This is a genomic window from Clostridium malenominatum, from assembly GCF_039521365.1.
In the GTDB taxonomy this organism is placed as follows: domain Bacteria; phylum Bacillota; class Clostridia; order Clostridiales; family Clostridiaceae; genus Clostridium_AW; species Clostridium_AW malenominatum.
In genome coordinates this window covers 1681666-1697043 of the sequence record NZ_BAAACF010000001.1, presented here as the reverse complement: position 1 = coordinate 1697043, position 15378 = coordinate 1681666, and the positions used below count along the sequence as shown (strand labels likewise).

The 15378-nt window shown below is 29.6% G+C and carries 19 protein-coding genes; 18 read left to right on the top strand and 1 reads right to left on the bottom strand.

Annotated elements, in window-relative coordinates; all coding sequences use genetic code 11:
* The first annotated feature begins 64 nt into the window (after positions 1-64).
* From ABDZ69_RS08665 to ABDZ69_RS08635, 7 genes are all read left to right on the top strand, one after another.
* Complete coding sequence (locus ABDZ69_RS08665) at positions 65-673, top strand: TraR/DksA C4-type zinc finger protein (RefSeq protein WP_343768810.1); 609 nt, start codon at positions 65-67, stop codon at positions 671-673.
* A gap of 71 nt (positions 674-744) precedes the next feature.
* Positions 745-1215 (top strand): signal peptidase II, encoded by a 471-nt coding sequence (lspA, locus tag ABDZ69_RS08660; RefSeq protein ID WP_343768808.1) that lies wholly within the window; start codon positions 745-747, stop codon positions 1213-1215.
* Complete coding sequence (locus tag ABDZ69_RS08655; protein WP_343768806.1) at positions 1190-2098, top strand: RluA family pseudouridine synthase; 909 nt, start codon at positions 1190-1192, stop codon at positions 2096-2098. Before lspA ends, ABDZ69_RS08655 begins: the two co-directional genes overlap by 26 nt.
* A gap of 177 nt (positions 2099-2275) precedes the next feature.
* On the top strand, positions 2276-2812 hold the full coding sequence (gene pyrR, locus ABDZ69_RS08650; RefSeq protein ID WP_343768803.1) for a bifunctional pyr operon transcriptional regulator/uracil phosphoribosyltransferase PyrR: 537 nt from the start codon (positions 2276-2278) through the stop codon (positions 2810-2812).
* A 61-nt stretch (positions 2813-2873) separates the two neighbouring features.
* On the top strand, positions 2874-4157 hold the full coding sequence (gene uraA / locus ABDZ69_RS08645; protein ID WP_343768800.1) for a uracil permease: 1284 nt from the start codon (positions 2874-2876) through the stop codon (positions 4155-4157).
* Between the two features lie 145 nt (positions 4158-4302).
* Complete coding sequence (locus ABDZ69_RS08640) at positions 4303-4452, top strand: hypothetical protein (RefSeq protein WP_343768798.1); 150 nt, start codon at positions 4303-4305, stop codon at positions 4450-4452.
* Positions 4453-4474: 22 nt separating this feature from the next.
* Positions 4475-5233 carry an exodeoxyribonuclease III gene (locus ABDZ69_RS08635; RefSeq protein ID WP_343768796.1) on the top strand — a complete coding sequence of 253 codons (759 nt, stop codon included), beginning with the start codon at positions 4475-4477 and terminating at the stop codon, positions 5231-5233.
* A 50-nt stretch (positions 5234-5283) separates the two neighbouring features.
* On the opposite strand, the gene ABDZ69_RS08630 is transcribed toward ABDZ69_RS08635, so the two are convergent.
* Positions 5284-7017, bottom strand: a complete 1734-nt coding sequence (locus ABDZ69_RS08630; RefSeq protein ID WP_343768794.1) for an Rqc2 family fibronectin-binding protein — start codon at positions 7015-7017, stop codon at positions 5284-5286.
* A 132-nt stretch (positions 7018-7149) separates the two neighbouring features.
* On the opposite strand from ABDZ69_RS08630, the gene dapF reads away from it, so the two are divergent.
* The 11 genes from dapF to ABDZ69_RS08575 all read left to right on the top strand — a co-directional run bounded on the left by dapF (position 7150) and on the right by ABDZ69_RS08575 (position 15320).
* Entirely contained in the window at positions 7150-7944 is a 795-nt protein-coding gene (dapF, locus tag ABDZ69_RS08625; protein WP_343768791.1) for a diaminopimelate epimerase, read from the top strand.
* Positions 7945-9018, top strand: coding sequence for a hypothetical protein (locus ABDZ69_RS08620; RefSeq protein ID WP_343768789.1), 1074 nt, complete (start codon positions 7945-7947; stop codon positions 9016-9018).
* A 109-nt stretch (positions 9019-9127) separates the two neighbouring features.
* A complete protein-coding gene (locus tag ABDZ69_RS08615; RefSeq protein ID WP_343768786.1) occupies positions 9128-10243 on the top strand; it encodes a GspE/PulE family protein in 1116 nt (371 codons plus the stop codon).
* A complete protein-coding gene (locus ABDZ69_RS08610) occupies positions 10216-11313 on the top strand; it encodes a type II secretion system F family protein (RefSeq protein WP_343769632.1) in 1098 nt (365 codons plus the stop codon). The genes ABDZ69_RS08615 and ABDZ69_RS08610 overlap by 28 nt, the downstream gene beginning before the upstream one ends.
* A gap of 18 nt (positions 11314-11331) precedes the next feature.
* On the top strand, positions 11332-11721 hold the full coding sequence (locus ABDZ69_RS08605; RefSeq protein ID WP_343768784.1) for a type II secretion system protein: 390 nt from the start codon (positions 11332-11334) through the stop codon (positions 11719-11721).
* On the top strand, positions 11708-12151 hold the full coding sequence (locus ABDZ69_RS08600) for a type II secretion system protein (protein ID WP_343768781.1): 444 nt from the start codon (positions 11708-11710) through the stop codon (positions 12149-12151). The genes ABDZ69_RS08605 and ABDZ69_RS08600 overlap by 14 nt, the downstream gene beginning before the upstream one ends.
* Positions 12135-12581: a hypothetical protein gene (locus ABDZ69_RS08595; RefSeq protein WP_343768779.1), complete on the top strand. Its 447-nt coding sequence runs from the start codon at positions 12135-12137 to the stop codon at positions 12579-12581. Before ABDZ69_RS08600 ends, ABDZ69_RS08595 begins: the two co-directional genes overlap by 17 nt.
* Positions 12578-13027: a prepilin-type N-terminal cleavage/methylation domain-containing protein gene (locus ABDZ69_RS08590; RefSeq protein ID WP_343768776.1), complete on the top strand. Its 450-nt coding sequence runs from the start codon at positions 12578-12580 to the stop codon at positions 13025-13027. Before ABDZ69_RS08595 ends, ABDZ69_RS08590 begins: the two co-directional genes overlap by 4 nt.
* 170 nt (positions 13028-13197) lie before the next feature.
* On the top strand, positions 13198-13686 hold the full coding sequence (locus ABDZ69_RS08585; RefSeq protein WP_343768774.1) for a shikimate kinase: 489 nt from the start codon (positions 13198-13200) through the stop codon (positions 13684-13686).
* Positions 13687-13790: 104 nt separating this feature from the next.
* Complete coding sequence (aroQ, locus tag ABDZ69_RS08580) at positions 13791-14237, top strand: type II 3-dehydroquinate dehydratase (RefSeq protein WP_343769630.1); 447 nt, start codon at positions 13791-13793, stop codon at positions 14235-14237.
* Positions 14238-14252: 15 nt separating this feature from the next.
* Entirely contained in the window at positions 14253-15320 is a 1068-nt protein-coding gene (locus tag ABDZ69_RS08575; RefSeq protein ID WP_343768772.1) for a M24 family metallopeptidase, read from the top strand.
* Positions 15321-15378: the final 58 nt, after the last annotated feature.

Below are 15378 nucleotides of genomic sequence, written 5' to 3'. Positions count from 1 at the left end.
TGGATAAAAGATAAAATAATTATAGTTACAAAAATCCGTGTTAAGAAAGGGGTTAACTATAATTATGGATAATAATAAGATTGACATGTACAAAAAAAGGTTACTAGCAGAGAAAAAGGATGTTGAGGATTTGCTGAATCTAATGAAGGATATGCGTACTATTGACTCAAATGTAGAAATGGCAAATGAATTATCAATTTATGATAACCATCCAGCTGATTTAGCTACCCAAACCTTTGATAAAGAACGAGGCTTAGCCCTTAAGGGAAATGAAATGAATATATTGAATAAGATAGAATCTGCCCTAAAGATGGTGGAAGATGGTAGCTATGGAACCTGTAAAAGCTGTGGGAAAAAGATTAATGAAGAGAGACTTAATTTCATACCATATGCAGAATATTGTATAGATTGTCAAAAAGAAAATAATTCTCTAATTAATGAAAAGCCTTACACTAGAGGGTTTATTCCTAAGGATAGACCTATAGAAGAGGAGTTAACAGGATTTAATAGAAGAGGAGAAATAGGATTTGACAGCGAAGATACTTATCAAAGCGTAGGAAGATTTAATGACAGAGATTATATATATGAAGAAGAATATGATGATGAAGATATTGGAATTGTTGAACCTGTTGAAAAAATAAGTAATCAGCAATACAGAAATAGTTTATATTAATAAAATACAGTGGATAGCACAGTTTTTTAGCTGTCCACTGTGAATTTTTGTATAGTAATGGGGGGATTTTTGTGGAGATAGCAATTATATTATTAGGAATTTTTTTAGATAGAATTACTAAACTTTGGGCAATTAAAAACTTATCTTCTGGAAAAGATATAGTGATTATAAAGGATTTTTTTCAATTTTCCTATTTGGAAAATACGGGAGCAGCCTTTGGGATATTTAGAGACAAACTATTTTTTCTTACTTTAATTACTTCTTTAGTAACTATAGGATTAATAGTATATTTGTTTTATTACAAACCCTCTTGGATTTTACTAAGAATTAGTTTGGCGTTGATAATAAGCGGAGCTATAGGAAATCTGATTGATAGAGTGCAATATAAATATGTAGTAGATTTTATATTAGTTCATTTTAAAGATAAGTATTATTTCCCAACGTTTAACGTGGCAGATGTTTGTGTTTCAATTGGTGCAGTGTTATTAACTTTATTTATATTAAAGGAAGAGAGTTATGGAGATAAAGGAATTTTTAATTGAGGATAATTATGAGGATATAAGATTGGATGTTTTTCTAACAGATCATTTAGAGGGGAAATCTAGGGCTTATATTCAGGGACTCATAGAAAAAGAAGAAGTTAAAGTAAATGATAAAATAAGAAAAAGCAATTATAAGCTAAAAAAAGGAGATAGAATTTCTTTATCTATTCCTGAGCCAATCTCTTTAGATGTAGAAGCTGAGGAAATACCTATAGAAATACTATATGAGGATAGTGATGTTATTGTAATAAATAAATCTCAGGGGATGGTCGTTCATCCGGCTCCAGGGAATTATTCTGGAACTTTAGTTAATGCATTGTTATATCATTGCAAGGACCTTTCAGGAATTAATGGCATTACTCGTCCGGGCATAGTACATAGAATTGATAAGGATACCTCGGGGGTTTTAGTTGTAGCTAAAAATGACAATGCTCATAATAAGTTAGCAGAACAGTTGAAGAACCACAGTATGACAAGGGTATATGTTGCTTTAGTAGAAGGTATCATGAAAGAAGATGAAGGTACAATTAATGCACCTTTAGGGAGGCATCCCGTGGATAGAATTAAAATTTCTGTATTAAAGGAAGGAAGAAACGCTGTAACTCATTTTAAAGTAGTTAGAAGATATGAGGGCAATACTTTAGTAGAGTGCAGACTGGAAACAGGTAGAACTCATCAAATAAGAGTACATATGGCTCATATTGGACACCCATTAGTAGGGGATCCAGTATATGGATATAAAAAGCAAAAGTTTAATTTAAAAGGCCAAATGCTTCATGCTAAGAAATTAGGTTTTATTCATCCTAGTACAGAGGAATATATGGAATTTGACACAGAGTTACCGAAATACTTTAAAAAAATATTGGATATTGTAGAAAAATAGTTGCAATGAACAAAGCTATATGATATTATTTAATAAATGAAAAACCTTTAAGTGATTCAGAGAAATCATAAGGCGTATGAGAAATAAGTTTTGTAATGTAAGATAATTACGCCTTGACTCTAGTGGTCAAGGCTTTTAATTTTGTGTAGAAAGAGTTTAGTGAAAGGTGGTTTAGTTATGAAATTAAAAGCATCAATTTTAGATGATAAGTCTGTAGGTAGAGCGCTAACAAGAGTATCACATGAAATTATTGAAAAAAATAAAGGCGTAGAAGATATAGTTCTCATTGGAGTCAAAAGAAGAGGATATCCTATAGCCGAAAGAATTGCTGAAAAAATAGAAGAATTTGAAGGAATAAAAATACCTGTTGGAAGTGTTGATATTACCTTATATAGAGACGACCTTACTACCATTGGTGAGCAACCACGTGTAAGGGAGCAAAATATTGGAGTAGAAGTTAAGGATAAGACTGTTATAATTGTAGATGATGTTATATATACAGGAAGAACTGTAAGAGCAGCCATAGATGCTGTATTCAGTGGTGGAAGACCTAAGATGATACAATTAGCAGTATTAGTAGATAGAGGTCATAGGGAGCTCCCAATAAGACCAGATTATGTGGGGAAAAATATACCTACATCAAAGGGAGAAATGGTTTCAGTTGAAGTAAAAGAAATTGATGGAATGGACTCAGTAAAAATTTATGAAGTATAAAAATTAAAAGATGAAAGTCTTTTTAATTAGTCCAGTGAGACTAAAAAAGGAGGAATTATTTATGAAAAATTATGTTGATGTTAATGAAAAATTACCCCTTAGCAAAACCATCCCTTTAAGCTTTCAACATTTATTTGCAATGGTGGGAGCAACAATTTTAGTACCAATGCTTACAGGAATGAGTCCATCAATGGCACTTTTCTGTAGCGGTGTGGGAACTCTTATTTACACATTTTGTACAAAGGCTAAATTACCAGCCTACGTAGGATCATCTTTTGCATTTATAGCCCCTATGACTGTTGCTGCGGCAAATTTTGGGCCAAATGCAATGCTGTCAGGAATAATTGCAGCTGGAATAGTCTATGTAATTGTGGCTTATATCATAAGCCTAACAGGTACTGAATGGTTAAACAAGCTTCTTCCACCAGTAGTTGTAGGTTCTGTTGTGTTAGTTATCGGTTTAGGACTTGCTGGAGTTGCAATTAACTGGGCAGGCTTAAATTCAGCTTTTACAACTCCATCTATGGATCATGTACCAAGATGGGCATGGATAGCAGTATCAACTATAACTTTAGGAGTTGGAATACTTGGAACTATGTATTTTAAAGGATTTTTAGGAGTTATCCCTATATTAATATCAATGGTTGTAGGTTATATATCAGCTCTTATGTTTGGAGTAATATCACCAGAAGGTATAGCTAAAATTATGGATGCTAAATTATTTCAGTTACCACCATTTATGTTGCCGAAGTTTAACATAAATGCAATGATATTAATGGCGCCTGTAGCTTTTGTAACTTTAGCAGAGCATATTGGACACGTATATGTAACTAATAATGTTATTGGAAAAGATTTCACTAAGGATCCAGGACTTCATAGATCAATACTTGGAGATGGACTAGCAACAGTATTTGCAGGATTAGTAGGTGGACCTCCGAACACTACTTATGGAGAAAACATAGGTGTTATGGCAATAACTAAAGTATACAGTGTATGGGTAATCGTAGGAGCGGCAATAGTTGCTATAATACTATCCTTTATAGGGCCTGTATCTGCTGTAATAGAAACAATGCCAATGCCAGTTATGGGAGGGGTAAGTATACTTCTATTTGGTATAATTGCATCTTCTGGATTTAGAGTGTTTGTAGAAGATAAAGTAGATTTTAGTAAAAAAAGAAATCTTATAATAGCTTCAGTTATAATAGTTTTAGGAATTGGTGGGGCGGCAATTAAGTTTGAATTTAATGGTTCACCAGTTGAAATAGCGGGAGTTGCTTTAGCAACCTTAGTTGGAATAGTACTAAATTTAATACTACCAGCTCATAGTAACACTGAAGATAATTAAAAGAAAAATAGATAATAAAGTACAGAGAACAGATATGATGGATACTCCATTTAGGGGAGTTTCCATCATTATTTGTTCTTTATTATTTTTCACTGTTATTTGATAGCAGTTATTTGTTATAATAAAACAAAGGAGTGAATTTTTGATGAGTGTATTTAATGGATTTAATGGATTCATAGTAGTCTGTTCTATTATAGACCCTATAGTTACCATAATGGCAAAAATGGCCTTTATATTTTTCGCATATAAAGGTATACAGGCTATGAATACTTATATTAATAGAGCTAGCAAATAAAAAATTATAGAAGGTGATAAGAGTGAAAATTTATTCGTGGAATGTTAATGGTTTAAGAGCTATAGCTAAAAAGAATTTTTATGAATGGATAGAAGAAGAAAAACCAGACATACTATGCATTCAAGAGACAAAAATTGATGAGGGGAAATTAGAAGAAAGCTTAAGTAACATAAATAGATATAAGTCCTATTTTAGCTTTGCAGATAAAAAAGGGTATAGTGGTGTTGCCACATATACAAATATGGAACCGTTAAAAGTGGAAAAAGGAATACATATCGAAAGATTTAATAATGAAGGCAGAATATTAGTTACAGAATTTGAAGAATTTACGTTGCTAAATATATATTTCCCTAATGGTCAGATGAACGAGGAAAGGCTTACGTATAAATTGGATTTTTATGACGCTATGTTAGAGTACTGTAATTCCTTAGTAGCTTCAGGAAAAAAGTTAATAATATGTGGAGATTATAATACAGCCCATAGGGAAGTTGATATAAAAAATGCAAAAGCTAATGAAAAAACTTCAGGATTTTTACCCATAGAAAGAGCATGGATTGATAAATTCATAAGCAATGGCTATACAGATGTTTATAGACATTTTAATCCAGAAAAAATAGAATATAGTTGGTGGAGTTATAGATTCAAAGCAAGAGAAAGGAACACTGGATGGAGAATAGATTATTTCTTTGTATCAAATAATCTATTAGATAGCATAAAAGATGCAAGAATACTTACAGATATAATGGGTTCAGACCACTGCCCAATAATGATTGAACTTTAATAGAGAATAAATAAAAGAGAATAGATATACTCTTTTATCTATTCTCTGAATTAAACTATTCGTCTAATTCCTGGTTCTTCAGGATTTACATATAGAGTTTTATTTGTTGAGTAAATTACCATTCCAGGTTTAGCTCCATTGGGTTTGTGAACATTTCGCACCTCTGTATAGTCCACAGGCACGTTGGAAGAATCCTTAGCCTTGCTATAAAATGCCGCTAGATTTCCAGCCTCAATTAAGGTCTTATCTGTAAATTCTTTTGTAGATTTTATAATAACGTGAGAACCTGGAATGTTTTTAGTGTGCATCCATATATCATTTTTATTGCTAAATTTCAATGTTAAATAATCATTTTGAATATTATTTTTTCCTACATATATATCAATTCCTTCAGATGATATAAAATGCATAGGTTTGCTTAGGGCATCTTTCTTTTTGCCATCCTTTTTAAATTTAATATATCCTGCTTCCATTAATTCTTTTTTTATTTCATCGATACCTTTATAGTCCTCAAGATTATTTATATTTGTTAATACGGATTGAAGATATTCTATTTCTTTCTCTGCCCAATTAATTTGTTCAGTGGAAGCTTCTTCAGATTTTTTTAACTTATTATATTTCTTAAAGTAGCTTTGTATATTATGGGAGGAGGATTTATTTGGGTTTAAAGGAATAGTGATATATTCTTCGTCCTCACTATAATAATTTAAAACCGTTATTTCTTTATCTCCAGGTTGTATACTGTAAATATTTGCTGTGAGTAATTCTCCATAAATTTTATAGTTATCTTTTTCCTTACATTCTTCTAAGTTGTTTTTTAGTAAAGTTATTTTTTTATAACATCTATCTAAATTATTATTAATAAGCTTTTGAAGGTTAGAGGTTCTGCTGTTTAATCTATCTTCCTTATCTTTTTTTTCATAGTAATTATCTATTAAGTTTGATGGAAATGTGTATTCCTCAATTGAAAAACCTTCTAAATTATTAAGTTTTATACAATAAAAATCCTTATCTCCCTTTTCATTTTCATATGAGGCAAAATAAAAATCATTATTTTTAACAAGATTAAATATTTCTAGAAGTTTTCTATTTATTTCTTGTAAGTTATTCTCACACATTTCTAAATTATCTAAAGCTAATCTAAAGTATATTTCTTTGGAAAATTGAGTGCTAATTCCTTCAAATACCTTTGAAGGAAAATTTTTATCAATTTTTATATTTTTTTCTGACACAAAAGAGTGTAAATCTTCGTAAGTATAATTTAGAGGATTTAATTTATTAGAGCTTGGAGGAAACACATAAGCTATTCCAGGGTAAAGAGATCTAAAGCTATTAAAGCTAGGGTTAAGATGCTTTAAACTATCCATAATAATATTATCTCGTTCCCGTATTAAAGTTATATTGCTGTGCTTTCCCATTATTTCTATAATTAAGGTATAGATGCTATTAAATCCTAGTTCATCTTTGCTTTCAAAGTCTAAAAATAAAACTCTATCACTATTTAATTGACGTATGTTCACTAATTTAGCATTGTTTAAATGCTTCCTTAAAAGCATACAAAACATAGGAGGAGACATAGGGTTTTCCTTAGATAAGTTAGTTAAATTGATTCTAGGATATACAGGACTAGCGCTTATTAGTAGCTTGTAGTTTGTTTTATCCTTTCTTAAGGAAATAATTAACTCATCTTTTTCAGGTTGATTTATTTTTTCGATTTTACTATTTAAAATAGAATTTTTTAATTCTTGAGCTATACTATATAAAAAAATTCCGTCAAATGCCAAAGTTATCATCCTTTCAAGTATAATAATGAATAGTATAACACTATAAAAAATTAAAATAAAGTTGTATTTATTTATTGATATTATTGCTTTTAAATAGTAAACTATTTCTGGGGTTTTAGGAGGGAAGAAAATATGAAATTTACTAAGATGCATGGAAATGGTAATGATTTTATTGTCATAGAAGATTTTGATAATGGCTTATTAGGCAAAGAAAAAGATTTGTCTAAAAGATTATGTAATAGAAATTTTGGAATTGGTGGAGATGGATTAATACTTTTAAGAAATAGTAATATGGCAGATATAAAGATGGATATATTTAATGCGGATGGCTCCTATGCCTCCATGTGCGGCAATGGAATAAGGTGTTTTGCTAAATATGTTTACAGTGAAGGTATATGTCTTAAAAATCCCATTGCAATAGAAACAGGAGATGGAGTAAAAGAGGCTGTGTTGAAAATTGAAGAAAAGACTATAGCTGATATTACTATAAATATGGGAAAACCTTCTTTTCATTCTGAAATAATTAATAGGGAATTAGTAGTAGAAGGCAAAAAGTATACTATTACGGCTTTTCATATGGGGGTACCCCATGCTGTAATATTTGGCATATCAGATGATTATGATGTATGTGAAGGTAGAGCAATTGAAAAGCATTCAATATTTCCTAATAGAACAAACGTAAATTTTTGTGAAGTTATAAATAAAAATGAAATAAAGGTGAAGACGTGGGAAAGAGGAGCGGGATCTACTCTAGCCTGTGGTACGGGAAGCTGTGCCAGTGTAATTGCTGCAAACAAAATGGGGTTAGTTGATAAAGAAGTTCAAGTTTATTTACCTGGAGGTAGTCTTAAAATTAATATTACGCCTGAAGGTATAATGATGACTGGACCTGCTGAAATCGTATTTAAAGGAGAAATAGATACTTAAATGGAATTAGTATTCAAACTTAGCTCCTTTATTATGGCAATAATACTAACAATGACCCTATCAGCCTGCAGCAAAACACAAGAAAATTCTCCAGAGAAAAATATACATTTAAGTAACCTAGAGTTTAATGATGTTATGATTTTAGAAAATAAAGATATTAAAACTAATATTTTTAAGTTGAATAATAATTCTATTAAAAAAATTGATAACTTAGAATATGTATCTGAAATAGTATATAAGAAAGAGGTCTCAATATATTCACTATTAGTCCACGATGCCAATGAAATAAAGAGGAATAGTATAAATATTTTAAAAGATGATAAAGTGTCTGATGTAAAAGGGTTTTATTATGCAAAAGATTTAAGACTTTCGCCTAAAGGTTCACTGTTGTCCTATAGAAGCTATTCTACTCAATCTTTAGATAGTGCAGAAGGACTATCCTTATATAACGTGAATAAAAGTGAAAAAATTCAATTGAATAGTAAAGTTCTGGTATCTGGAAACTTGTATCAATGGATTAATGAGGAAGAAATACTTTACTACGGTGCTCATGAAGAAGATAAAACTGCAGGTATATTTAAATATAATGTTAAAAACAGCGAAGAAGAACTATATGTAAATTCCATAAAGGGATACTATACTTATTTTCTTCCTTGTGGAGATAATTTAATAATTTTATCTAGAGATGAAAACAATAACATGCTTTATTTTTATGATAAAGAAAATGATAAATCTATAGAAATTAGCGATGCTATAGAGGAGATATACGACGGTAGTTACGATTCTTTAAATAATATAATGTATTTTATAGGGCTTGGAAAGAATAATGAAGTGCCAGAACTATACTCATTGGATATAGGGAAAAATAAGCTAGAAAGAATAACTTTTGATTTTCCTTTAGAGGTAGATCCCTACGGTGGATTAAAGATAGATAATGAAGGAGCGGTTTATTATTGTGGATATACTGAAATACAGGGTGTAAACAACGATGTATTTAAATATGTGCCTAAAGAAAATTCAAACACACTTATATCTATAAATTCATCAAAATACAAAATAATAGGAACTAATTAAATAGAAGGTCGTGCCGATATTATATTGGTGCGGCCTTTTGTGATAAAAATGTTTAATTATAAAATAAATGGCTATAATGTAAATAAAAACGGAGGTAGGTGGCAATACTATGGTAGCTTCATCTATAGCTTTTATTGACAATATAATAAGGGAAGCTATGAAAATGGGTTGTAGTGATATACATATGGATCCATATAGTTCTAAAGTTAATATAAAGTACAGAATTGATGGTATTATATATGGAATACATCAGTTACCTTTAGAGGGTTATTCAAGAGTGGTAGGAAGATTAAAGGTCATGTCAGGCATGGATACTACAGAAAGAAGAATTCCTCAGGAGGGGAAATTTCAGTTTAAATTTAAAGAAGAAATACATGATATAAGAGTATCTATCATTCCTACAATTAAGGGAGAAAAGGTTTCAATTAGAATACTCTATAATGAATTGAAAATTTCAGAATTAAATCAAATAGGTTTTGACAAAGAGGTATCAAAAAGAATAAAAAAACTTTTAAAGGCATCTGGCGGAATGATATTGATAAGTGGACCAACAGGTAGTGGAAAGACTACTACACTTTATGCAATGATTAATGAAATTCTTAATAAAAATAACAACATAATAACCCTAGAAGACCCTGTAGAGTATTCAGTAGATGGAGTAAATCAAATAAATGTTAATCCTAAAATAGGACTTACTTTTTCAGAAACATTAAAAAGTGTAATTAGACAGGACCCAGATGTAATAATGCTTGGAGAAATAAGAGATAAAGAAACGGCAGAAATATCTGCAAGAGCAGCTATAACAGGTCATTTAGTAATGTCTACTATACACACTGAGGATGCACCTTCAACCATATTAAGGTTAATTGATATGGGAATACCTAAATATATGGTAGGGAATGCTGTTAGAGCTGTTATCGCACAAAGACTTATAAAAAAGCTTTGCCCCCACTGTAAGGTCGAGGATGAAAATATAAAAATGGATTTTATAGCTTATAAAAGTAGGGGGTGTACTTCCTGCCACCATGTAGGATATTTAGGTAGAACTCTTGTATATGAAATAATGGAAATAGACGATATTCATAAAGAAATCATAAATAACAATTTTTCAACTAGGCTTCTTAAAAACCACAGCATTAGAACAGGAATGAAATCTTTAAAGAGCAGGGGGTTAGAGCTATTTAGAGAAGGAATTACATCCTTAGAAGAACTAAAAGCATTATAGGAGGTTTAGCCATAGTAGATAAGTTAAAATCAAGAAAAGCCATAAAGGAAAAAGACTTATATGTTTTATGTGAAGAAGTATCTTCTCTACTTAATTCAGGCCTTAATTTACCTGTAGCAATAGATTTAGTTAAGGATTATTTTAATAAAAATGTGAAGGAAAGTCTTTTAATCGTTAAAGATAAATTATACTCTGGTGAAGGAATGTATTTTTCTCTAAAGGATTTTAGTTATATTTATCCAGAGTTTTTTGTTCAAATGGTAAAGGTAGGAGAAGAATCTGGAAAACTAGCAGAAGCTTTAGAAAAGCTAGGTAAATATTATAAAAGGCAATATTCTTTAAGAAAAGAAATAAATAAAGCTTTAGTGTATCCTTTAATAACTTTTTTGATAACTAACTTAACTATAGGTTTTTTAGTTATTAATATTTTGCCGGAGTATTTAAAGATATTAGAGGAATTTAAAGTAGAAGCACCAAAACTCACTATAGTATGTTTTGTATTTTTTACATGGATATATAAAAATTTTCATGTAGTTATATTATTCATAATCACATCTCTATATTTATGGAAAAAGCTATTCAAAAATGGAAACAAGTTATTGCATAAATTCATATTTAAAATTCCCTACATAGGGAACAGTTATAAAAAACTTCAAATCTCTAGAATGTTTTCATCATTAGGGTTTATGTTGGACTCAGGTATTAATATAGTAGAAGCAATAAATAAGGCTTGTAATACTCTAAATAGTCTTTTTATAATAGAAACTTTTAACAAGGCTGGAGATGCTGTATTAAAAGGTGAAAGCTTTAGTTATTCACTATTAGGAAATGAAATAATAAATAAAAAATATTTAACTTTAATAGCGTCAGGTGAAGAAAAAGGGGAACTTCCTCAAGTGTTAACTAACTTATCCTTAGTTCAGGAGGAGGAATTAATTCACTCTTTATCAAAGTCTACAAAATACATAGAGCCAATACTTATTGGCGTTATGTCTATTCTAGTAGGGGTGTTAGTTATTGCGTTTTTTATTCCAATTATAAAGTTGATGGATTCATTAATTGGAATTTAATTTGCGGAGGTTATGACATTGATTAAAAGAAAGAAAAAAGGATTTACATTAGTTGAGCTTTTAGTGGTTATGTCTATTATATTTGTTTTTATGAGCATGATTATACCGAAATTTTCAGGATATAGGGATAAAGCAAATTTTATTAAAGCAGAGAATGTAGGAAAGCAAATTTACACAGCAGCCATGATGAGTTATGTAGAATCAGGAGGAAAATTTCGTAAAGACAAATTGGAAGAAAGTATAAAGGAGCTTGTAGATATTTTATCGATAACCGAAGATGGAGAAATAGGAGATGGAATAAAAATAGAACAACCTGAAGATGAAACTGTAAAAGTAACGTTAAGTTTAGATAGCAAAATTTATAATTTAAGCATAAACCCTGAAAGATATAGCTTTGAAAAGAATTAAAAAAGGATTTACTTTAATTGAACTGACCCTATCTATAGCTATAATTATGTCTATGATGGCCATGTATAAGTTTACTTACAGAGGTTTTCATAACTTATTAAATAAGGTAGATATATTGAAGTGTAATAATTCAGTATTAGAGTTTATTAACTTTAGTAAGAGATATTGTAGAGAAAATGACGCCCTTGGTAAGGTGTATTTTTCCAAGGGTGAAAATTCAATGATGTTAATTATAGGTGGAAGAAATGTAAAGAAATATAAATTACCTTCAGGTTTTAAAATTACATTTATTAATGCTACAAACAGTGTGTTGAATGTAAATAAATTAGGGCAAAGTAGTGATGGGTGTACAATGAAATACAAAGATAGAAACAATAATGAACAAACTATAACGGTTTCGGTAGGTACAGGATATGTTCAAATTAAATAAAAAAGCATTTTCTACTATAGAAATTGCAATAAGTATGTCTATAGTTTCAATTTTATTTATGTCATCTTTGCTAGGAACAATGCAATATTTAAAGCTTAAGAGTTATAATTTAAGATTAAACAAATCTATAATATTTTGTGAGGCATTGATAAACACTTTAAAATATAATCATTGTGAAGAAGAAATAATATATATGCATAATAATTCTCCTCTTTATGTTTATGAAGAGAATATGAATATAGAACAATTAAAACAGCATAATCTACAAAATATATTAAGTAAAGAATCATCAGGGGAGAGAGGAATATATATTTTTCTAGAGACCTTCGAAAATGAAGAGAATGTAAATTCATTTTTGATAAAATTAGAATTTAGAACAGAAAAGAGTTCTCATAAATACGAATTATTTAAGGAATTGAAGGACGAATGAAAAAAGGGTTTACTTTAATTGAATTGATTATATCAATAGGTATTGTATCAATTATATTTATTACTGTAGGTAAAAATTTAGTTTTACAACTAAGTAACTATAAATATAGCATATCTAACCATAAAGAAGAGCTTTATATAGATCAAGCATTTCTATTCATTGAAGGGAAAATAAAAGAAGGAGATAATATTAAAGTTTTAAAAACTTCTAATAGTGATGAAATAGAAATAACTACTAGAGATAGGAGTGACTATATAAAGCTCTATAAAGATAAGATAATAATTTCATACGGTAAAAGTAGTTATGCTACTATAAATAATATACTAATAGGTGTAAAGGGTTTTGTGGTAACAGAAGTGGAAAATACTATTTATATAAAGATTATACTGAGTGATAGAAAGGAGTATGAGAGATGTTTTGGCATAAGAAAAGAGACGGATTTATAATTCCTTATAGTTTTTTTATGGGGATTTTATGTATAACTATGAGTTTTTATCTCCTATCTATGGAGTGTAATGTATATATAAATAATTATTTGTTATTGAAATATATTTTAAAATAGTTCTATATGTTATTATGATAATATCTATTCTAAAGAAACAGAGGAGTGGATGTTATGAATATAATACTTATCGGTATGCCAGGTAGTGGAAAAAGCACTGTAGGGGAAAAGCTTAGGGAAGTTACAAATTTTAAACTTATGGATACGGATACATATATTGAAAATAAAACAGGTTATTCTATAGAAACTATATTTAAAGATAAGGGAGAAAAATATTTTAGAGAGCTGGAAAGAGAAGTACTTTGTGAAATAATAAACTATGACGGATATGTTATTTCTACAGGTGGGGGATTTCCTATATATAATAACAATATGGAATTACTAAATAAAATAGGATTCACTATATTTTTAAGAATACCTATTGAAGAATTAATTAAAAAAGATTTATCTGATAGACCTTTGCTAGCTAAAAGCAAAGAAGAAGCTCTAAAGAAATTATATAAAGAAAGACTCCCAATTTATAATAAGGCAAGGTTAATAGTAGATAGTAATAATACTACTGTAGAGAGTATAGTAAAGAACATTATTGATAAAATTAAATAATATTATTTGCAAATAGATAGAACTTTTGATAAAATATCATTGTTCAAATGTATTCCAGTTTATATAAAAAATTCATTAGAGAGGAATTGTTAAATTTGCAACCCATAAAAATATTAATAATAAATGGGCCTAATTTGAATTTACTTGGAGTAAGAGAAAAAAATGTATATGGAAGTTTAACTTTAGAAGAGATTAATAATAAGGTGAAAAATTTTCAGTACGGCTACGAAGTAAGTATAGATTTTTTTCAAAGCAACAATGAGGGAGAAATAATAACTACTATAGGAGAAAGTATGTATAAATACTCTGGAATTATAATAAATCCAGCAGCATATTCCCACTATAGTATAGCTATTTTAGATGCTATAAGAAGTGTTAACATACCTACTGTAGAAGTTCATCTAAGCAATATATATAAAAGAGAGGAATACAGAAGGAAAAGTGTGACTGCAGAAGGATGTATTGGAGTCATAACAGGTTTTGGATATTTTGGATATATTATGTCTGTTAATGCAATAATTAATTATATAATTGAAGGCTCTAGCTTTTAAAATAGGGGTGAAAAGATGCATAAGGAAAGAATAAGCAGACTAAGAAACCTAATGAAGTCTAAAGATTTAGATGGAGTATTATTATTAGGAGATTATAATAGAAATTACATATCAGGCTTTACTGGAGATGAGAGTTTTTTAGTAGTTGGACTAGAAAAAGCAGTTTTTTTAACAGATTCTAGATATACTCAGCAAGCAAAAGAAGAAGTTAAGGACATTGAGGTTAGAGAGTATAAAGGGAAAGTTGAAGAGACTTTAAATTCAATAATTGAGGAATTAGGAATAAAAAAATTAGCTTTTGAAGAAGATATTATTACATATAAAACTTATATGAATTACAAAGAAAACTTTCAATGCGAAATGCTTCCTCTTGATGGAATGGTAGAAAATTTAAGACTAGTAAAAGATAGTTATGAAATAGAATGTATAAAAAAAGCTGCATCTATTGCAGATAGAGCATTCGAAAAAATATTACAATTTATCAGGCCAGGAGAATCTGAAAAAGAGGTAGCCGTAGAATTAGAATATTGGTTAAAAAGATATGGAGGAGAAAGACTTTCTTTTCCATCCATTGTTGCATCAGGAGAAAGATCAGCTTTACCTCATGGTCAACCTACAGATAAAGTTATTAAACTGGGTGATTTTGTTACCTTAGACTTTGGATGTATTTATAATGGTTATTGTTCTGATATGACAAGAACTATAGCTATGGGAGACCCTACAGAAAAGATGCTGCAGGTTTACAACACAGTGTTAAAAGCTCAAGAAGAAGCTTTAAAGAGCATAAAGCCTGGAGTTACTGGTGCAGATGTAGATAAAGTTGCAAGAGATATAATAAAAGCTGAAGGATATGGCGACTATTTTGGTCATGGTCTAGGTCATGGAGTAGGTAGAGAAGTTCATGAAGGCCCTAGAGTAAGTCCTATGGGAACTAATGTATTAAAACCAGGGATGATTATTACCGATGAGCCAGGAGTTTATATTCCTAATGAATTTGGAGTTAGAATTGAAGATTTAGTACTAGTTACAGAAGATGGCTTTGAGACACTTTCAAAGTCGCCTAAAAATTTAATAATTATATAAAAACAAATAAGTATTATCTTACCTAATAAGGTTATAATATAAATGAATTAATAGTTTT